18 protein-coding genes are annotated in these 19,822 nt (G+C 65.6%); 13 read left to right on the top strand and 5 right to left on the bottom strand.

The genetic code is table 11. The features are described from left to right. Positions 1–24 precede the first annotated feature (24 nt). Positions 25–2,748, bottom strand: a complete 2,724-nt coding sequence (gene mdeB / locus G3N92_RS10610) for an alpha-ketoglutarate dehydrogenase (RefSeq protein WP_206127419.1) — start codon at positions 2,746–2,748, stop codon at positions 25–27. A 172-nt stretch (positions 2,749–2,920) separates the two neighbouring features. Between mdeB and G3N92_RS10605 the strand changes: the two genes are divergently transcribed. Then, positions 2,921–3,430 carry an Lrp/AsnC family transcriptional regulator gene (locus G3N92_RS10605; protein ID WP_206127418.1) on the top strand — a complete coding sequence of 170 codons (510 nt, stop codon included), beginning with the start codon at positions 2,921–2,923 and terminating at the stop codon, positions 3,428–3,430. A 27-nt stretch (positions 3,431–3,457) separates the two neighbouring features. Here the strand turns inward: G3N92_RS10605 and G3N92_RS10600 are convergent, their stop codons facing one another. Next, positions 3,458–4,381, bottom strand: a complete 924-nt coding sequence (locus tag G3N92_RS10600; RefSeq protein ID WP_206127417.1) for a LysR family transcriptional regulator — start codon at positions 4,379–4,381, stop codon at positions 3,458–3,460. 227 nt (positions 4,382–4,608) lie between these two features. Between G3N92_RS10600 and G3N92_RS10595 the strand changes: the two genes are divergently transcribed. Continuing rightward, complete coding sequence (locus G3N92_RS10595; protein ID WP_206127416.1) at positions 4,609–5,985, top strand: HAMP domain-containing sensor histidine kinase; 1,377 nt, start codon at positions 4,609–4,611, stop codon at positions 5,983–5,985. A gap of 134 nt (positions 5,986–6,119) precedes the next feature. After that, positions 6,120–7,427, top strand: coding sequence for an MFS transporter (locus G3N92_RS10590; RefSeq protein WP_206127415.1), 1,308 nt, complete (start codon positions 6,120–6,122; stop codon positions 7,425–7,427). A 101-nt stretch (positions 7,428–7,528) separates the two neighbouring features. Here G3N92_RS10590 and G3N92_RS10585 read toward each other — a convergent pair whose 3' ends face one another. The 3 genes from G3N92_RS10585 to G3N92_RS10575 form a co-directional block, all read right to left on the bottom strand. Beyond that, positions 7,529–7,825 (bottom strand): putative quinol monooxygenase, encoded by a 297-nt coding sequence (locus G3N92_RS10585; protein WP_206127414.1) that lies wholly within the window; start codon positions 7,823–7,825, stop codon positions 7,529–7,531. A 2-nt stretch (positions 7,826–7,827) separates the two neighbouring features. Continuing rightward, positions 7,828–8,013 carry a tautomerase family protein gene (locus G3N92_RS10580; protein ID WP_206127413.1) on the bottom strand — a complete coding sequence of 62 codons (186 nt, stop codon included), beginning with the start codon at positions 8,011–8,013 and terminating at the stop codon, positions 7,828–7,830. A gap of 90 nt (positions 8,014–8,103) precedes the next feature. Beyond that, the gene (locus G3N92_RS10575) at positions 8,104–8,574 is read right to left on the bottom strand and encodes a heme-binding protein (RefSeq protein WP_206127412.1); all 471 of its coding nucleotides are present in this window, start codon (positions 8,572–8,574) and stop codon (positions 8,104–8,106) included. A 212-nt stretch (positions 8,575–8,786) separates the two neighbouring features. On the opposite strand from G3N92_RS10575, the gene G3N92_RS10570 reads away from it, so the two are divergent. The 10 genes from G3N92_RS10570 (at position 8,787) to G3N92_RS10525 (ending at position 19,765) form a co-directional block, all read left to right on the top strand. Next, entirely contained in the window at positions 8,787–8,963 is a 177-nt protein-coding gene (locus G3N92_RS10570; protein ID WP_206127411.1) for a hypothetical protein, read from the top strand. Positions 8,964–8,970: 7 nt separating this feature from the next. Next, positions 8,971–10,017 carry a porin gene (locus tag G3N92_RS10565; protein ID WP_206127410.1) on the top strand — a complete coding sequence of 349 codons (1,047 nt, stop codon included), beginning with the start codon at positions 8,971–8,973 and terminating at the stop codon, positions 10,015–10,017. A 6-nt stretch (positions 10,018–10,023) separates the two neighbouring features. Further along, positions 10,024–10,725 (top strand): gluconate 2-dehydrogenase subunit 3 family protein, encoded by a 702-nt coding sequence (locus tag G3N92_RS10560; RefSeq protein ID WP_206127409.1) that lies wholly within the window; start codon positions 10,024–10,026, stop codon positions 10,723–10,725. 76 nt (positions 10,726–10,801) lie between these two features. Beyond that, positions 10,802–12,565, top strand: coding sequence for a GMC family oxidoreductase (locus G3N92_RS10555; RefSeq protein WP_206127408.1), 1,764 nt, complete (start codon positions 10,802–10,804; stop codon positions 12,563–12,565). After that, on the top strand, positions 12,487–13,962 hold the full coding sequence (locus G3N92_RS10550) for a cytochrome c (RefSeq protein WP_241014710.1): 1,476 nt from the start codon (positions 12,487–12,489) through the stop codon (positions 13,960–13,962). Before G3N92_RS10555 ends, G3N92_RS10550 begins: the two co-directional genes overlap by 79 nt. Before the next feature lie 32 nt (positions 13,963–13,994). Then, on the top strand, positions 13,995–14,660 hold the full coding sequence (locus G3N92_RS10545) for a hypothetical protein (protein WP_206127407.1): 666 nt from the start codon (positions 13,995–13,997) through the stop codon (positions 14,658–14,660). A gap of 55 nt (positions 14,661–14,715) precedes the next feature. Beyond that, positions 14,716–15,738, top strand: a complete 1,023-nt coding sequence (locus tag G3N92_RS10540) for an XdhC family protein (RefSeq protein WP_241014709.1) — start codon at positions 14,716–14,718, stop codon at positions 15,736–15,738. Positions 15,739–15,767: 29 nt separating this feature from the next. After that, complete coding sequence (locus tag G3N92_RS10535) at positions 15,768–17,012, top strand: cytochrome c (protein ID WP_206127421.1); 1,245 nt, start codon at positions 15,768–15,770, stop codon at positions 17,010–17,012. Next, positions 17,009–17,482, top strand: coding sequence for a (2Fe-2S)-binding protein (locus G3N92_RS10530; protein ID WP_206127406.1), 474 nt, complete (start codon positions 17,009–17,011; stop codon positions 17,480–17,482). Before G3N92_RS10535 ends, G3N92_RS10530 begins: the two co-directional genes overlap by 4 nt. Further along, complete coding sequence (locus tag G3N92_RS10525; RefSeq protein ID WP_206127405.1) at positions 17,483–19,765, top strand: molybdopterin cofactor-binding domain-containing protein; 2,283 nt, start codon at positions 17,483–17,485, stop codon at positions 19,763–19,765. Positions 19,766–19,822 lie beyond the last annotated feature (57 nt).

The following is a 19,822-nucleotide window of genomic DNA, read 5'->3' as shown; positions in this document are numbered from 1 at the left end:
GCCCCGCCGCCCACCGCGCGCCCGTCAGGCTTGCCACGACGCGGCGCGGCGCGCGTCCTTGCCGTAACGCTCGCGCGCCGCGCGCACCATCGCGCGATCGACCGTGCCCTGGCCGGCCAGCGCATGCAGCGCCGCCACCACGATCGAGGCGCGATCCACCTCGAAGAACGCGCGCAGCGCCTGGCGCGTGTCGCTGCGGCCGAAGCCGTCGGTGCCGAGCGTCACGTAGTGCGCCGGCACGAACGCACGAATCAATTCCGGCAACGCCCGCGCGTAATCGCTCGCTGCGATCACAGGGCCTTGCGTGCCCTTGAGCGCCGAGCCGACCGCCGTTTCCAGCGCGGATTCCTCTTCCGATTCTCCTTCGGCCCAGCCCAGCCGCTCCGCCCGTTCGGCCGCGATCGCCTCGCGATGCAGCTCGGTGTAGCTCGTCACGCTCCACACCTGCGCCTGCACGCCCCAATCGGTTTCGAGCATCGCCGCCGCGGCGAGCACCTCGGTCATGATCGCGCCCGAGCCGAGCAACTGCACGCGCGCCGAGCCGTGCCGCTCCGGCTGCAACGAATACAGCCCGCGCAGGATGCCGTCGCGCACCGCATCGCCGGCCGGCATCGAAGGCTGCGCGTAATTTTCGTTGGTGACCGTCAGGTAATAGAACACGTCGCGCTGCTGCTCGCCCATCTCGCGCATGCCGTGCTCGATCAGCACCGCGGCCTCGTAGGCGAACGCCGGATCCCAGGCGCGGCAGTTCGGAATCGCGGAGGCGGCCAGGTGGCTCGTGCCGTCCTGATGCTGCAGGCCTTCGCCGCCGAGCGTGGTCTTGCCCGAGGTCGCGCCGATCAGGAAGCCGCGGGCGCGCTGGTCGGCGGCGGCCCAGATCAGGTCGCCGACGCGCTGGAAGCCGAACATCGAGTAGTAGATGTAGAACGGCAGCATCGGCAGGTCGTGCACGCTGTAGGCCGTGGCGGCCGCGATCCACGACGAGATCGCGCCCGCTTCCGAGATGCCTTCCTCGAGGATCTGCCCGTTGGTGGATTCGCGGTAGTAGAGCATCGAGCCGAGATCCTCGGGCTGATAGCGCTGGCCCTGCGGCGAATAGATGCCGACCTGCCGGAACAGGTTCGCCATGCCGAACGTGCGCGCCTCGTCGGCCACCACCGGCACGATCCGCTCGCCGATCGACGGCGCCTTCAGCAGGCCGCCAAGCATGCGCACCACGGCCGTGGTGGTCGACATGGCCTTGCCGCCGGCGTTGAGCGCGAACTGCCCCCAGGCCGACAGCGGCGGCACGGCCAGCGGCGTGCCGGCCTCGCGCCGGCGGCGCGGCAGGTAGCCGCCGAGCGCCTCGCGGCGCGCGTGCAGATAGCGCATCTCGGGGCTGTCGGCGGCGGGGCGGTAGAACTTCACGTCGGCCACGTCGGCGTCCGACAGCGGCAGCGCGAAGCGGTCGCGGAACGCCTTCAGATCGTCGAGATCGAGCTTTTTCTGCTGATGGGTGGTCATGCGGCCCTGGCCGATCGCGCCCATGCCGAAGCCCTTCATCGTCTTGGCGAGGATCACCGTGGGCTGGCCGCGATGCGCGCGCGCCTTCGCGTAGGCCGCGTGCAGCTTGCGCACGTCGTGGCCGCCGCGGCGCAGGCGGTCGATGTCGTCGTTGCTCAGGTGCGCGGCCAGCGCGGCGAGCTGCGGGTTCTGCTGGAAGAAGTGCTCGCGGTTGTAGGCGCCATCGTTGGCCGAGAACGTCTGGAACTGGCCGTCCACCGTGTTGGCGAATGCGCGCAGCAGCGCGCCGTCGCGGTCGCGCGCGAACAGCGGATCCCAGTCCGATCCCCACAGCACCTTGATGACGTTCCAGCCCGCGCCGGCGAACAGCGTTTCGAGCTCGTCGATCACGCGGCCGTTGCCGCGCACCGGGCCGTCGAGCCGTTGCAGGTTGCAATTGATCACGAACACGAGGTTGTCGAGCTGCTCGCGCGCGGCCAGCGACAGCGCGCCGATCGATTCCGGCTCGTCCATCTCGCCGTCGCCGAAGAAGCCCCACACGGTGCGGCCTTCGGTGCCGAGCAACTGGCGATGCTGGAGATAGCGCATGAAGCGCGCCTGATAGATCGCGTTGATCGGCCCGATCCCCATCGAGCCGGTGGGGAATTGCCAGAAATCGGGCATCAGCCACGGATGCGGGTACGAGCACAGGCCGGGGCCGGCGATTTCGCGGCGGTAATGGTCGAGTTGCGCCTCGCTGAGAAATCCTTCCAGATAGGCGCGTGCGTATACGCCCGGCGCCGAGTGCGGCTGGAAATAGACGAGATCGGCGTCGCGCTCGGGGCCGGCCGCGTGGAAGAAGTGATTGAAGCCGACTTCGAACAGATCCGCCGCCGATGCATAGCTGGCGATATGGCCGCCCAGTTCGCCGTACGCGCGGTTCGCGCGCACCACCATCGCCAGCGCGTTCCAGCGCAGCGCGGCGGCCAGCTTCGCCTCGATGTCGAGGTCGCCCGGGTACGGCGGCTGGGCTTCGACGGGGATTGTGTTCGCGTACGGCGTGGCGCGCACGCGGCCGGTGGCCAGTCCTTGCGCCGAGGCCTGCGCGGCGAGCCGGTCGAGCAGGTAGTGCGCGCGTTCGGGGCCGGCATGTTCGATCACGCCGTCGAGCGCGGCGAGCCATTCGCCGGTTTCGGCCGGATCGTCGTCGATCGGGTTGGCGGGGAGGGCGAGAATCGACGGCACGCCGTTCGACAGGTCGGTCATGATCGTGCTCCGGCAAGGGGAGGCTGCATGTGGGGCCGCGGCGCGGTGAACGCGGCGATCCGACAAGCGTACTGAGCCGATCGCGGAATGTGTGTCTGTATTGGCTTGCGTTTTGGCGTGTATGCAGTATAAATATTCCGAAATTTAGCCAATTTACGGAATTGTTACATTCATGCCCAACGATTCGATCCGGCTCGATCGCACCGACATCGCGATCCTGAACCAGCTTCAGCAGAACGCGCGCATCACCAATGCCGAACTGGCGCGCGCGGTGAACCTGTCGCCCACGCCGTGCTTCAACCGCGTCAAGGCGCTCGAGAAGCTCGGGCTGTTCAAGCAGCAGGTGACGCTGCTCGATCCCGAGCCGCTCGGGCTCAAGCTCAACGTGTTCATTCAGGTCAGCCTGGAGAAGCAGCAGGAGGATGCGCTGCGCCGCTTCGAGGCGGCGATCGATCAGCGGCCCGAAGTGATGGAGTGCTATCTGATGTCGGGCGATGCCGATTATCTGCTGCGCGTGGTGGTGCAGAGCATGCACGGGCTCGAGCGCTTCATCATCGACCGGCTGACGACGATTCCGGGCGTGTCGAACATCCGGTCGAGCTTTGCGCTGAAGCAGGTGCGGTATCGGACGGCGCTGCCGTTGCCGGCGGCGGGGTTGACGTTGAGCAGGGAGGAGGGCTGATCACGTGTGTCGGCCGGAGCGCCGCGCTCAGCGTGCGCGTGTCGCCAGCTCGTCGGTGAGGAAATCGACGAAGATGCGGATCCGCGCCGACATCTGGTGCCGCTGCGCGTAGACCGCGTAGATGTCGGCGTGCGGCGACGCATAGTCGGGTAGCACCTGCACGAGCCGGCCGTCGGCGAGATAGCGAGCGATGTCCCACTCGGCGCGCAGCAGGATGCCGTGCCCGTCGAGCGCCCATTTGACGGCGATCTCGCCGTCGTTGGTAGTCAGGTTGCCGGCGATGCGGATCGACTCCGATTGACGCGACGTGCCGCGCGCCGGGCTCAGGCGCCAGGTGCCGTAGGCTTCGTCGCCCTGACGGATCGAGATGCAGTTGTGCCGTGCCAAGTCGGCGACGCTGGTTGGTGCCCCGCAGCGCTGGATGTAGTCCGGCGCCGCACAGAACAGGCGCCGGTTCGACACCAGCTGTCTCGCGATCACGCGCGTGTCGGGCGGCTCGCCGAAGCGGATGCAGACGTCGAACGCATCGTCGGTCAGCGGCGGCGGCGCGACCGACAACTGCAGTTGCACATCGACGTCAGGATAGCGCGACACAAAACGCGAGATCGCGGGACCGACTACGTTGCGGCCGAAGCCGAGCGTCGCATTGACGCGCAGCAAGCCCTTTGGATTTTCCTTCGCGTTCCCGAGCAATTCGCCGAGGATATCGATCTGGTCGAGGATGCGTCGCGCGTGCTCGACATAGAGCTCGCCTTCCGGCGTCAGCATCATCCGGCGCGTGGTGCGATTGACGAGCGTCACCCCGGCGCGCTGCTCCATCTGCGTGAGCCGTTTGCTGACGGCGGCTGCGGTGAGCCCAAGCTCGCGGGCGGCGGCGCTCAGGCTGCCGGAGCCGGCCAGGATCGAGAAGAAGCCCAGGTCGGTGGGCTGGATCGTTTCATCGCGAGTCATTTGTGAATCAGAATTAAGGATGCTGTGAAAGCGAGGCCGGGAATGCGAGGGGGGAAAGACGCTACAGTCGCCGTATTCTTGCTACTCTGGACGGACCCGCGGATGCCTTTCCCGCAGAAACACACGACGTTTCGGATTACGTACCGGTTCTTCCAAGCCTCGCCCGGCGTGCATCATGCGCCGCGATCGCGGTCGATGTCCAGCGGAAGCTGGTACGTGCGGAACGCATGAAAACTGGTGTTCGATCGCGCCGTTGGCGCTCGTCCACGTTGCGCATCACGCTGGGCCTGACGCTGCTGTTTTTGGTATCGTGGATGTTCCTGCTCGGCGTCGTTGGCGTGGCCGCGACCTCAATCATCGAGTCCGATGCGGACACGATCCTGCGCTGGCAGCTGATCTATTTCGATGCCGTGCCTGATGCGGCGTTACCGGCCGCGATGGTCGGACGTGTCGAGCATGCGCAGGTACGCGCGAACGTATACGGCCTGTTCGATCGTACCGACCAGCCTCTGGCCGGCGAGCTGCGCGTGATGCCCGACGGCCTCGCCGACGATCGGCGTGGCCGCACACTGCACGGCACATTGCGCATCGGCGATACCTTGTTGAACGGCAGCGTGCGCGCGATGGCGGCGCGTCGGCCCGACGGCGATCGCCTCGTGATCGTGCGCGACATGTCGGATTCGTTGCAGGTCCGCGACAGCATCGGGCGTGTGCTGCTTGCTTGCGGCCTGCTGTGTCTTGTCGTCTGTCTAGCCACTGGCGGATTCATGGCATGGAGGCAGGGGCGTCGGATTGGCGCGATCCGTGAGGTCACCGAGCGCATCGCCGACGGCGAGATCAGCCGGCGCCTTCCCGTCAATGGAGGCGATGAAATCCATATGTTGTCGCGGCTCGTCAATCAGATGCTCGCCGAGGTGGAGCGGCTGATGGGTGAAATGCAGGTGGCATGCGACGGCATCGCGCACGATCTGCGCATGCCGCTGTCGCGCTTGCGGACGCTGCTCGGTCAAGCCGCGGGGCATCCTGATCTCGCACAGATCCCTGAATTGCAGAAGCTGCTTGCACGTACAGGCGACGAGGCGGACAGCTTGATCCAGCGTTTTCGCGCGATGCTGCGCATTTCTGAAATGAACGCGAGCCAGCGCCGCCTCGGTTTTTCGCGCGTGAATCTGCGCGAACTGGTGGAAGAGCTGGGCGAGCTCTATGCGCCTCTGGCCGACAGCGAAGGGTGCGCACTGGAGATCGCAGCGTCGACCGACGTCTTCGTGCAGGCTGACCGCGAACTGATCTTCGAAGCTCTGAGCAATCTGCTTGATAACGCCATCAAGTTCACGCGGTCCGGTGGCCGCGTTGCGCTCGCGCTGCACGACAGCGCGAACGGTGCGCGCGTGGAAGTTAGCGATGACGGCCCTGGCATTCCCGAAGCGGAACGCGAGGTGGTGCTGGCGCGCCATTATCGCGGCCACGCATCGCGCACGACCGCCGGCTACGGACTTGGCCTCAGCGTGGTTGCTGCGGTGGTGCGCTTGCATGGTTTTGGCTTGCGTCTCGACGATGCGCAGCCGGGTTTGCGTGCGACGATCCTCTGCCGGGAGTCAGCTTGAAAAGCGTACGCGCGATTATTTCGCTCCTCGACCGGAAGTTAAAGGTGCCTTGATTTCTCTGGCGGTTCCGTCGCGACGGGCTTCGGTACAGTGCGCCAACGCCGCGATATCGGCGGTCAAATCGGAGGAGACAGATGGAGCAGGAAATCGAACACCGGGTTGGCCGGAAACTGATGTGGCGGATCATTCCGTTCGTGATGCTGTTGTATTTCGTCAGTTTCCTCGATCGCGTCAATGTCGGCTTCGCCGCGATCTCGATGAATCACGATATCGGGCTGTCGCCATCGGCCTTCGGCCTCGGCGGTGGGCTGTTCTTCATCGGCTACTTTCTTTGCGAGGTGCCGTCGAACCTGATCCTGCATCGCGTCGGCGCGCGGCTCTGGATCGCGCGCGTGATGGTGACCTGGGGGCTCGTCTCGGGGCTGTCGGCGTTCGTGACCGGCCCTCACAGTTTTTACCTGCTGCGCTTCCTGCTGGGCGTGTCAGAGGCAGGCTTTTTCCCCGGCATCATCCTCTATCTGAGTCAGTGGTTTCCGACCCGTCAGCGCGCGGTCGCTGCCGCCTGGTTCATGGCGGCGGCGCCGATCTCGACGGCGATCGGCTCGCCGCTGTCGGGCGCGATCATGCAGCTGCCTTCGGTGTTCGGCCTTGCCGACTGGCAGATGCTCTACTTGATCGAGGCGGTGCCGGCCGTGATCCTCGGCTTCGTAGTATTGCGTCGCATGACGGAATCGCCGGCCAAGGCGACCTGGCTTGACGCCGACGAACGCAACTGGCTGATCGGCAAGCTCGCCGCCGAAGCGGGCGCGCGCGCGGCGTCAGGTGGCCAGACCTCGGGCGCGTGGAATGCGCTTCGAGATCCGCGCGTGCTGGCGCTGGCGCTCGTCTATTTCGGCACCTCGGCAGGGCTCTACACGCTCGGTCTATGGGCGCCGATGATCGTCCGGCAATACGGTTTCGGCGCGTTCTCGACAGGCCTGATGACCGGACTGCCGAGCATCCTGGCTGGTGTTGCGATGATCGCTTGGGCGCGTCACTCGGATCGCACTGGCGAACGCGTGTGGCACGTCGTGCTGCCGTGCCTGCTTGCCTTCGCCGGCTTTGTGATCGCCGGTCACGCGTCGGGTGGGTTGGCGATCGTGGTGGCGCTGGCCATCGTCAATATCGGCATCAGCGCAGCCAAGGCACCGCTTTGGGCGATGCCGGGGCAGTTCCTGACTGGAGCTGGCGCGGCCGCCGGGATTGCACTGATCAATTCGCTTGGCAACCTCGGCGGCTTCGTTGGGCCAACCGCGATCGGCTGGCTCCGGGCCGCGACCGGTAGCTATGCTGCCGGACTCTACGTCGTCGGTGCCACGCTCGTGGTGTCGGCGCTTGTCACCTTGCTGATCGGGCGCGCGCAGACGTTGGCCGGACCGGTGTCTCGCGGTTCGGGGCACTGACGCTGACGACGTGCGGAACATAAAAGAAGGGCCGGCATGCGCGAAGCATGCCGGCCCTTCTCGTTTGTTCGGCCTGGAATCCGAGGCTCAAGCTCGGGCGATCAGGTGTTCAAGCGATGGCCCTTGAACAGCACCACTGGCCCCGACGCATAAGCGTCGATCTCGGTGAAGAAGTTGAGGAACGGGGCGTTGCCGCAATGGGCGGTGAACGCGGCCTCGCTCTCGTAGACTTCGTCGAGATAGAAGCGGTTACGGTTAAGCGCGTCGCGGATCACGTCGAAGCGCAGGGTGCCTGGTTCGGACGCAAGTGATTCGCGTGCATCGACCTCGGCCGCGCGCGCGAACGCCTCCCTTTTATCCGATGGCACGTCGAACTGGACCAGCACATGGAAGGGCATGTCTAGCGCTCCGAATAAAGCACGCCACCCTTCATCTTGTGATCGAGCGGCGCTTCTGCGATCTGCACTACGACGATCTCCTTAGGTACCTCCAACGAATCGACGACGGCTTCGGTAATTCGTTCCATCAGGCGCTTCTTCTGTTCAGCGGTGCGGCCCGCTGCTGCGTAGACGATGACTTCAGGCATGAATGGACTCCTCGGTGGTTAAACGAATAAACGCGGCCCGTCATGCGGTGGCGAGCCGTTGGGGCTAATCAGGACCCAGAGAGCGACAGATCAGCGAAACGCGGCAGCAGTTTCTTCCGCCACCTTGGCGTCGTCGGGCGGTACCGCCGTGCTGATGCCGATCCCGCCGATAACCTGTCCGTCGACGACGATCGGCTCGCCACCGGCCATCGCCGTGTAGGTCGAGGTGACGGCGGCCGTGCGGCCGTCGTTGATGATCTTTTCGAGCTTGGCGGTTGGTACGCGGAACTGCGCGGCGGTCAGCGCCTTGGCCGGCGCGAGGCGGCTAGACGCGGCGAAGGTGCCATCGAGTCGTTCGGTGAGGATAGGCACGCCGTCGGCGTCGGCGATCGTAACGGTGCCGGTAGTGCCGAGCGAGGCGATCTTCTGTTCAGCGATGTCGGCAAGGTAGCGCGCCGAGCTCAGTGTCAGGACGTGCTGCGTCGGGAGTTTGTCGGCAGGGCCGGCCGCGAACGCAGCTGGGCTGACGAGGGAGACCAAGAGGGCGTGGATCGGTTTCATGGGCTTCGTGGCAGAAACGGGAAGACAGTGGCGCCGCACCTGGCGAGCGTGGTGCGGCGATGGCGGTGCGGCATAACGACCGTGAACGCAAATGACATGATCATCATTGGTTGGTCGCGCCGCCGCCAGTGTGAATCAGGTTTAAATTAGATAGATGAAGATTTATTAAATTGACAATGAATGGCGTGTTTATATTTAACCTTGAGTTAAACATGCTTTTCCTGACGGGCGAATTGGCGCGAGAAGATTCCGCTAGAATTCGCCGAAATTTTTCGAGCAACGAATTGATTGATCGGATTATTTGTTATTTAAGTAGAAAGCTTTTAGATTTTATTCGTACGTCATTTGAAAGCGAGTCCCTGCGCGGGGCCGCCATCCTGCAAGGCTGAACCGTTCGTGATTCGTAAACTTTCCTTCCTGATTGCCGTTGCCACGGTCTCGATCGCCGCCCATGCGCAATCGTCGGTCGAGTTGTACGGCACGCTGGACGTGGGCGTCCAATACCTGACGCATGCCGGTACCGATGGTAAAGCGCGATTCGGCATGCAATCCGGCAATGCCATTCCCTCGCATTTCGGGATTCGCGGCACCGAGGATATCGGCGACGGCCGGCAGATTTATTTCGATCTGGAAAATGGCTTTACCGTCAATGACGGAAAAATAGCCGATTCCAGTACGTTTTTTAATCGCTATGCCTATGTCGGCTATCGCGATCCGCAATGGGGTTCGCTCGAAATGGGTCGCGAGTGGAATCTGATGTTCCAAACGCTGCTCGAATTCGATGCGACCGAAATGGCGCAGTACTCGCTGCTGTCGACGAGCCTGTTTCCGGCGCAGACCGACTGGCCCGGGAATTCGATCAAGTACATCTCGCCGGCTTGGCACGGCTTCACCGGCTATGCCGAATATTCGTTCGGTCAGCAACTGGCGGGTGTCGCGCGCGCGGGCCGATATATCGGGCTCGCGTTGGCATACGACGCCGGGCCGTTGGCCGCGCGCGCCGTCTACGAGGACAGTCGCGGCGAACTCGATGCCGCCACCGGCATCGACGCCTCGGGCAAGGTCGAGCGGCGCGTCACCATGGCCGCGAAATACCGCTTCGGCGCGGCCACGGCGATGGGCGGCTTCGCGAATATCTCCGGCGATCTCGGCCTGAGCCCCGACGGCGACCTGATGTGGGCCGGCGCGACGTTCCAGGTCTCGTCGCGCGTGAAGCTGATCGCGCAGGCGATGCACGAGCAGCTGTTCCGGGAGCGGGGGCAGCCGACCTGGGTCGTGCTCGGCAGCACGCTGTCGCTGTCGCCGCGCACCTTCGTCTACGGCTATGCCGGCGTCCTCGACAACCACGGCGCGTCGACGGTCAGCCTCAATGCACTGGACGCCACCGAGCCTTACGGCATGAGCCAGACCGGCGTGCAGGTCGGCATCAATCACTCGTTCTGAGGTCGCATGAAGAATCCCAGCATTACTCCGGGGCGCCGCGCGTTCCTGCGCGGCGTGGCCGTGGCGGCACCAGCCGCGATCGCCGTCGGCGGCGGTTACGTAGGCACCACCGTGGCCGCGCTGGCGGACGGAAAAGCCGCACCGTATCAGCCGACCTTCTTCGATGCCGACGAATGGCGAACGCTGAATGCACTGGTGGATCGGATGATTCCTTCGGACGCACTCGGCCCCGGCGCGCTCGAGGCCGGCGTGGCCGAGTTCATCGACCGCCAGATGAACACGCCCTATGGCATCGGTGGCCTCTGGTACATGCACGGGCCGTTTCATCCCGATGCCTCGCCGCTGATGGGCTATCAGCTCTCGCTATCGCCGCGCGAGCTCTATCGCGCCGCGCTCGGCGGGCTCGATCGCGCGATGCTCGCCGCACATGGCAAGCGTTTTCTGGCGCTCGACGAGGCAAGCAAGGACGCCGCGATTGGCGGCCTGGAGCACGGCACGCTGCAGATCGGCGCGTTTCCGTCCGAGGCCTTTTTCGACCAGATGCTGAAGAACACGCGCGAGGGCTATTTCTGCGATCCCGCGCACGGCGGCAACAAGAGCATGGGCGGCTGGCGAATGATCGGCTTCCCCGGCGCACGCGCCGATTACATGGACGCCGTCGAGCAGTACGGGCAAGCCTACACGCTGCCGCCCGTATCGATCGTTTGAGCGTGGTCATTGACGGGCGCGCGCGATCGCGTGGCCGCCGCATTAGCTGAACAGGGTTGTGATAGTGGACAAGGTAATGAAGCCGGCCGACGTAGTGATTGTCGGATTCGGCTGGACTGGCGCCATTCTGGCGAAGGAACTAACCGAGGCGGGTCTGCGCGTGGTAGCGCTCGAACGCGGCGAGGCGCGCGACACCTATCCGGATGGCGCCTATCCGAAGACTATTGACGAGCTGACCTACATCCAGCGCGGCAAGTTGCTTCAGGACATGTCGAAATCTAGCTTCACATTCCGCCATACGGCCGCCGATCAGGCGCTGCCGTATCGGCAGATCGGCGCGTTCAAGCCGGGCACCGGCGTCGGTGGCGCGGGCCTGCACTGGTCGGGGCAGCACTGGCGTGTGCATCCCGAGGAACTGCGCATGGGTAGCCACTATCGCGAGAAATACGGCGCCAAGTTCATACCGGCCGGCATGCAGTTGCAGGATTACGGCGTCAGCTACGACGAGCTCGAGCCGCACTTCGCGTTCTCCGAACAGATGATGGGCACCTCGGGGCAGGCTTATCGCGTCAACGGCCAAGTGGTTGGCGACGGCAATCCGTTCGAGGCCAACCGATCGACCCCGTTCCCGACGCCGGCGCAGAAGGTTCCGTACACGGCACATCTGTTCGGCGAGGCGGCGCGCGCGGCCGGCTTCCAGCCGTTCCGCGAGCCGTCGGCGAATGCTTCCGTGCCCTATACGAATCAATACGGCTGCACGATGGGCCCGTGCAATTTCTGCGGATTCTGCTCGGGGTTCGCCTGCTACAACTACTCGAAGGCTACGCCGCAGGTGTCGATCATGCCGGCGCTCGTGCGCTCGCCGCTGTTCGAGTTGCGCGCCAACAGCAACGTGCTGCGCATCGACCTCGATTCGACGAAGAAGCGTGCGACCGGCGTGACCTATGTCGATGGCGCGGGCCGGCTCGTCAGTCAGCCAGCCGAGATCGTTATCGCCGGCACTTTCGCCTATAACAACGCGCGGCTGTTCCTGCTGTCAGGTATCGGCAAGCCGTTCGATCCCGTGAGTGGCGAGGGTGCGGTGGGGCGCAACGTGTCGTATCAGACCGTCTCGACGATCGGCGTCTACTTCGACAAGGATGTCCACACCAACAACTTCATCGGCGCGGGCGGCAACGCCGTGGCCTGCGACGAATTCAACGCCGACAACTTCGATCACGGCCCGCTCGGCTTCGTCGGCGGCTCGCCGATCTGGTGCAACCCGGCCGGCGTGAAGCCGATCGCCAACGTTGCACTGCCGCCGGGCACGCCGAAGTGGGGCGCGGGCTGGAAGCAGGGCGTCGTCGACAGCTACAACCACTTCGTCGAGATCATCTGCCACGGCTCGAACATGACGTACCGGAACAACTACGTCGACCTCGATCCGACCTATCGCGACGCCTTCGGCCAGCCGCTCTTGCGCTTCACGTTCGACTGGCAAGACAACGACATCCGCATGAGCCAGTACGTGACGAAGCAGGCCGAGCGGATTGCGCGTGAGATGAAGCCGAAGTCGTATCACGTCGACGTCATGCAGCTCGGCCAGCATTTCGACCTGCGCCCGTACCAGACCACGCACTGGTCCGGCGGCGTGGCGATGGGCACCGACCCACGCACCAGCGTGGTCAATCGTTACGGGCAAAGCTGGGACGTGCCGAACGTATTTGCCGCAGGCTCGGGCCTGTTCGCGAACGGCATCGGCTACAACCCAACCGGGCTGGTATGTGCGCTCGCGTACTGGACGGCCGCCGCGATCCGGCAGCAGTACCTGCGCCAGACCGCGCCGCTGATGTCCGTCTGACCGGGGGCCACGACATGATCCGCATTCTCCCGATCCTGCTGGCGCTCGTGTTGCCTGTTGTCAGCCACGCAGCGCAACCCGCACCAGTCTCGCCCGCCGATACCGACGCCGCGCTGATCAAGCGCGGCGAGTACCTCGCCCGCGCCGGCGACTGCATGGCCTGCCACACCGCCAAGCACGGCCAGCCGTTCGCAGGCGGCCTGCCACTGCAAACGCCGATGGGTCGCATCTACGCGACGAACATCACGCCGGACCGCGACACTGGCATCGGCACCTGGACTTACGCCGATTTCTCCACGCTGATGCGAACCGGACGCGCGAAGGAGGGCTACACGGTATATCCGGCGATGCCGTATCCGTCGTATTCGCGGATAGGCGACTCCGACATGCACGCGCTATACGCCTACTTCCAGCACGGTGTCGCGCCCGTGCATCAGGTCAACCGGCCAAGCGACATTCCGTGGCCGCTGTCGATGCGGTGGCCGCTGACGATCTGGGCCTGGCTGTTCGCGCCGAAGCCCGAGCCGTTCTCACCGCCGCTCGGAAGCCAGCCGTCGATCACGCTGGGCCGCTACCTGGTCGAGGGACTCGGCCATTGTGGCAGTTGCCATACTGCGCGCGGCGTAGCCTTGCAGGAAACCGCGCTGACTGACGACGCGAGCCACCGATTTCTCGATGGCGGTGGCGCGATCGACGGCTGGATCGCACCGTCTCTGCGTGGTGACCGGCCCGACGGCATCGGCGCGTGGAGCGAAAACGACATCGTTGCGTTCCTGAAGACAGGCCGCAACGCCAACACGGCTTCGTTCGGTGCGATGAACGACGTGATCGTCAATTCGACCCAGCATCTGAGCGACGTGGATCTGCACAGCATCGCGCGCTATCTGAAGACGCTCGCGCCGCATCGTCGCGACGTGCCGTATGCGCGCGACGAGACAATCTCTGCCGCGCTCGCCCACCAACAGGTGGCTAGCGAAGGCGCGCAAATCTATCTCGACCGCTGCGCGGGCTGCCATCGCTCGAACGGTCAGGGTGCGGGCGTCGCGTTCCCGGCGCTGGCCGGCAATCCGGTGCTGCAGACGGCTGACCCCACCTCGGCTATCCATATTGTGCTGGCGGGCGGCCGCCAGCCGGCCACGGCCACGGCGCCGTCCGCGTTCACGATGGGGCCGTTAAACACCGTGCTCGACGATCGCCAGGTGGCCGCGGTGGTCAGCTTCGTGCAGACCGCGTGGGGTAATCAGGGCGGGCCGGCCACCGTCAAGCAGGTCGCGAAGATCCGCGCAGATTCCGAAGCGGCCGAAGGCAAGGCGCCGGTGGTCGCGCAACCTCAGCTTCATCACGCCGCGCCGGTGAACCGCGCGTCCGGCCCTAGCGCCGGCGTCAGTGGCGGCTGACGGCCAACCCACCTCAGGACAGGAGAAATTCGATGGAAGCACGTTGCCGGAAGCTCGTTGGTGCCCTTGGCCTCGCGGCGAGTTCGCTCGCGTTCGGACAAACCCCGGCGGTGACGCCCGACGCACCCGTTGCGAACTCGATGTCGATGCAGATGTTGACGCCCGTGCAGCAAAGCGCCAAAGCCAAGCCGAAGATCCCGCTCAGCACCGAGCTGGCTCCCGCCGGTGCGAGCGACGCACAACTGCTAGCGCTCGACGAGATCCCGTATTCGAACGTCTGGGCCGACGACCACGGACGCACCCATGTCAGCCGCTGCGTGTTAAAGGGCCTCAAGCTGCACGGCTTCGCGCCGCCCGCCGCGCCTTACTACATGGGGTATGCGCCGGAGGACATCCAGAGCATCGTCTATTCGGTGCTGCCGAAGGGATGGTACGGCGATTGGCATCACGCACCGGGTCCGCAATGGGTCATCGACCTGTCGGGGCAATGGGAGATCCGCACGGCCGACGGCTCGGTGCTGCGCCAGGGGCCGGGGCAGATTCAGTTCAATTCGGATCAAGGCGCGCATGCCGAACACCTCGGTGACCCGGTCGGCCACACCGCGCGGCAGGTCGGCGACACACCGAACGTGCGGGTGATTGTCACGCTGAAGAAGCGCCCCGGCGTGAATTATGACAACCAGGCGTGCGTGATCTGATCCCCTTATTGCCTCCAACCACCGTCCGCCGCCAATGAGACCGCTCAAGCCTCCCTTGTCCGACCTGTGCGCGCTATCAATGTCTGCGGTCGAGAGCGAGCGCGAAATCCTGCACGCCGCGCTCGAATGGCAGCGCTGCGGCAGAACCGTGATGCTCGCCACCGTGGTGCGCACCTGGGGCTCCGCGCCGCGGCCGCCCGGTTCGATGCTGGCGATCGCATCTGACGGCGCCATCGTAGGCTCTGTGTCAGGAGGCTGCATAGAGGACGACCTGCATGCCGACTGGTTGGCGGGCGAGATCGACCGCCGCCGTCCCTCATTGCGCGAATACGGCGTGGATGCAGACGAGGCTTACCGCTTTGGGCTGCCATGCGGCGGCACCATTGTGCTGGCGATCGAGCCGGTCGGCCCGGCCAGTGCACTGGCCGAGCTACTAGCGATGCTGGAGGCGCATCCGCTCGTCGAGCGACGGCTCGATCTCGACAGCGGTGCGGTGCAGCATCACACCGTCGCAGGTGACCGCACCATTGCCCTAATCGATCGTAGCCTGATCGCCTGCTATGGACGCACACACCGGCTGCTGCTCATCGGCGCGGGCCAGCCATCTGCGTTCATCGCCAGCAACGCGCTGGCGCTCGGCTACGACGTGACCGTCTGCGAACCGCGTGCCGAGCGGATCGCGACCTGGACCGTGCCCGGTGCGGCGTTGCGAGGCGAGATGCCCGACGACGTCGTGATCGAGATGGCGCTCGACGAGCGTTCGGCCGTGATCGCGTTGACCCACGATCCGAAGCTCGACGACCTCGCGCTGATGGAGGCGCTTAGGCGCCCGGTGTTCTACGCGGGCGCGATCGGTTCGCGACGCAGCGATGCGGCGCGGCGCGAGCGACTCACGCTGTTTGGCGTCGATGCGTCCATGCTCGCGCGGCTGCGCGGGCCGGCGGGGCTCTATATCGGCGCGTCCACGCCGCTCGAAATCGGTCTGTCGATTCTGGCAGATCTCACCGCGCACCGGCGAGGCGTGCCGAGGGCCGCCACCCTATCGGTCGCGGCCGGCAAGACCCTCTGTGAAACCTGAGGAACGAGGAGAATCCGTTGACCAAACGCATGCTTGTCGTGCTCGCGCTGTTCGGCGCGCTCGGAACGGCGCGCGCCGCCCAACCCGAAACCGATCAGGCGCAGATCGCGCGCGGCCGCTATTTGGCGGCCGCCGCCGATTGCGCGGCCTGCCACACGGCGAAGGGCGGAGAGCCGTTCGCAGGCGGCCTGAAGATGGCTACGCCACTCGGCGCGATCTATTCGACCAACATCACACCCGACGCGGCAACCGGTATCGGGCGCTACACCGAGGCTGATTTCGCGAGGGCTGTACAGGGTGGCGTGGCGCGTGACGGCCACAACCTGTATCCGGCGATGCCGTACACGTCATACGCGAAGGTCAGCGACGACGACGTGCGCGCGCTCTACGCATACTTCCTGCACGGCGTCGCGCCCGTCAAGCAGTCCGATCGACCGGTGGACATTCGCTGGCCGCTGTCGATGCGCTGGCCGATGAAGGTCTGGAACGCACTGTTCCTCGACGACACGCGTTTCTCGCCGCGCCCCGACCGCAGCGTCGAATGGAATCGCGGCGCGTATCTGGTCGAGGGGCTTGGCCATTGCAGCGCGTGCCACACCGCACGCGGCGTGGCATTCCAGGAAAAGGCCATCGACGAGCACGGCGACGCTTTTCTGGCAGGCGCGGCGCTCGACGGATGGTTCGCCTCGAACCTTCGCGGTGACGCCGATACCGGGCTCGGCCGTTGGAGCACCGACGATCTTGCCGCGTTTCTGGGAACCGGCGCGAACGCCCACGCCACCGCGTTTGGCCCGATGACCGACGTGATCAACCACAGCACGCAATGGCTGACCGAGGCCGACCGGCATGCGATGGCCGTGTATCTGAAATCGCTGCCGGTGCATGACGAGGGCAAGGACGGCCACGCTCCACTAGCCCCAGCAGATGCCGCCTCGGTGCTGCGCGGCGCACGCATCTACGGCAACTTCTGCGTGGCCTGCCATCTGGCGAACGGCGCAGGTACGCCGCCGTATCTCGCGCCGTTGGCTGGCAATCCGAACCTACTGGAAACCGATCCGCTGTCGCTGATCAACGTGACGCTGAACGGCGCCGATCCGCTCGTGATCGACGGTCAGCCCGCACCGTATCCGATGCCGGCGCATCGCTCGGCGCTTGATGACACCGAGGTAGCCGACGTGCTGACCTATCTGCGCAACAGCTGGGGCAATCGTGCGCCAGCCGTGTCGACTCATGACGTCGCCGCCGTGCGCCGTCGAACCGGGACTCAACCATGACGACGTCCGTTGCACACCCAATTACGCTGCACGTCAACGGCCGACCCGTGGCGGTCGACGCCAGCCCTGACACGCCGTTGTTGTACGTGTTACGCGACGAGCTCGAGCTCAAGGGGCCACGCTTCGGCTGTGGGCTCGGGCAATGCGGCGCGTGCTCGGTGCTGGTCGATGGCGTGGCGCGGCGCTCGTGCGTGATGCCGGTATCGTCGGCGGTCGGCCATCAAGTTGTGACGCTCGAGGGCATGGGCACGCCGGCCGCCCCCGATCCACTTCAGGCCGCGTTCGTCGCCGAGCAGGCCGTGCAGTGCGGCTATTGCATCAACGGCATGCTGATCGCCGCGCGCGGGCTGCTCACGCGCGTCCCGAAGCCGACTGAGCAGCAGGTGAAGGACGCCCTAGCGTCGAACCTCTGTCGCTGCGGCACGCATCTTCGGATCGTCCGCGCCATCCTCAAAGCCAGCGGAGCCTGAATGCACGCGCCTGAACCGCTTACGTCGTCCCGACGCGATTTCCTGAAGCAAGGCGCGGCGCTAATCGTGGGCTTCTCGCTCGCGCGGCCGTCGTTCGCCAATTCCGCCACGTTGCCTTCGGGTTCGGCCGAAATCGCTGCCGAAGGCGCGCTGCCTGCGGCCGTACCGAAAACAGTAGACGCCGCACGCGTCGACGCATTTCTCGCGCTCGGCGACGACGGCATGCTATCGCTTTACACCGGCAAGGTGAACCTCGGCACTGGAAACACCACGGCGCTCGCGCAGATGGTGGTCGAGGAGCTCGAGTTCCCAATCGGCCAGGTGCGCGTGGTGCAGGGCGACACCGCGCTGACCGTCGATCAGGGACCGACCAACGGCTCGATGTCGGTGCAGGCGGCCGGCATTCAGCTCCGGCAAGCGGCGGCCACGGCTGCCGCCGCGATCCGTGACGTGGCATCGAAGGCGTGGCGCGTGCCGCCCGCCTCGGTGCGGCTGGCCAACGGACGTGCGTACCGCGACACCCGCGACAAGAACGGCACCGCGTACCACGCGCTGCTGGCTAATCGGCCGCTCGAACTCGCGCTCGATCCGCATGCGCCGCTCAAGCCGGTGTCGCAATACCGAGTGGTCGGCCAGCCGGTTCCGCGCGACGACGTACGCGCCAAGGTGTTCGCCGAATTCGAATTCATGCAGGACGTGCGGGTGGACGGCATGGTGCACGCGCGTGTAATCCATCCGAATGCCTACGGCGCGCAACTGCTCTCGTTCGACGACGGCCCCGCGCGCGCCGTGCCCGGCTTCCTTCAGACGGTGCGGATCGGCAACCTGCTAGCCGCGATCGCCACGAGCGAATGGGCCGCGATTCGCGCCTCGCGCGCTATCGTGGCGCGCTGGTCTCGGTGGACTGGGCTGCCCGACGAGGCGAAGCTGTTCGACGCGGTGCGCGCGCTGCCGGTCCACGAACAGGGCACACTCGCCTCCCGAGGCGACCCGGCCGCGGCCATCGCAGAGTCCGATGCGAAGCGCACCGTGCACGCCACCTATGGCTGGCCGATGCAGACCCATGGCTCGATCGGCCCGTCGTGCGCGATCGGCGACTGGCGTAACGGCAAGCTGACTGTGTGGTCGTCCACCCAGGCGCCGCACATGACGCGAGACCAGATCGCAGCGATGATGGGCCTCCCGAAGCAGGATGTCCGGCTGATCTACGTCGAGGGGGCGGGCTGCTACGGGCGCAATGGCCACGAGGACGCCACGGCGGAGGCCGCGTTGCTGTCTCGGGCGATCGACAGGCCTGTGCGGCTTCAATGGATGCGCGAGGACGAGCATGGTTGGGACCCGAAGGGCGCGGCCGTGGTGTCCGAACTGGCCGGCGCGCTCGACGAAAACGGACGCATTACTGCTTGGCAATACACGACCTGGGTGCCATATCGCGTGTCCGGCAACGCTGACGTGCCGCTACTCGCGGCCGAGCTGATGCGGTCGTCACCGATGGAAGGCGAGCCCGACAACGCCGGCGGCATGGAATTCAATATGGTCGCGCCCTACGATGTGCCCAACATGCGCGTGACGGTCAATCGCACCACGCGCACGCCCCTGCGGCCGTCCTGGTTGCGCGGGCCTGGCCGCGTCCAGCACACCTATGCGAACGAATCGTTCATGGACGAGCTGTCGGTGGCGGCCAAGGCTGATCCGATCGAATTCAGGTTGCGGCATTTTTCGGATTGGCGCGCGCAGGCCGTGTTGCACGCCGTCGAGAGGCGAACAGGCTGGCAGCGCCGTCCCCTGCACGCGTTGAAGCCGTCGGGCGACGTGGTAACGGGTCGCGGAATGGCCTGCGTGCGCTACGAGCCGAATCACGCGTATGTGGCCTCGGTCGTCGAGATCGAACTCGATCGGCGCACGGGCGTGGTAGTCATCAAGAAAGTGACCATCGCGCACGATTGCGGCCTCGTCGTGAATCCCGACGGCGTGCGTAACCAAGTCGAAGGCGAAATCGTGCAGACGCTGAGCCGCACCATGTTCGAGCAGGTGCATTTCACGCGCTCGGCCGTGACCAGCGTCGACTGGCTCACGTATCGGCTTCTGAAGTTCCCCGAGCTGCCCGAGACGGTGGACGTCGTGTTGCTCGACCGGCCCGACCAGCCGCCGGTCGGCGCGGGAGAGCCGACTTGCGCGGTGATACCGTCGGCGGTGGCGAGCGCGATCCAAGACGCCACCGGCGTGCGCCCACGCGCGATTCCGTTCACGCCGGCCAACCTGCTTGCCTTGTTGAACGCCTGACCCCCGAGGCGGCCTCACGCCGCCTCCCGAACCCACCGGTGGTGCCACCGTGCACCG

The organism is Burkholderia sp. Ac-20379, assembly GCF_017104645.1.
Taxonomy (GTDB): domain Bacteria; phylum Pseudomonadota; class Gammaproteobacteria; order Burkholderiales; family Burkholderiaceae; genus Burkholderia.
The sequence above is the reverse complement of the archived record's forward strand: the minus strand, read 5'-3'. Positions and strand labels throughout refer to the sequence as shown.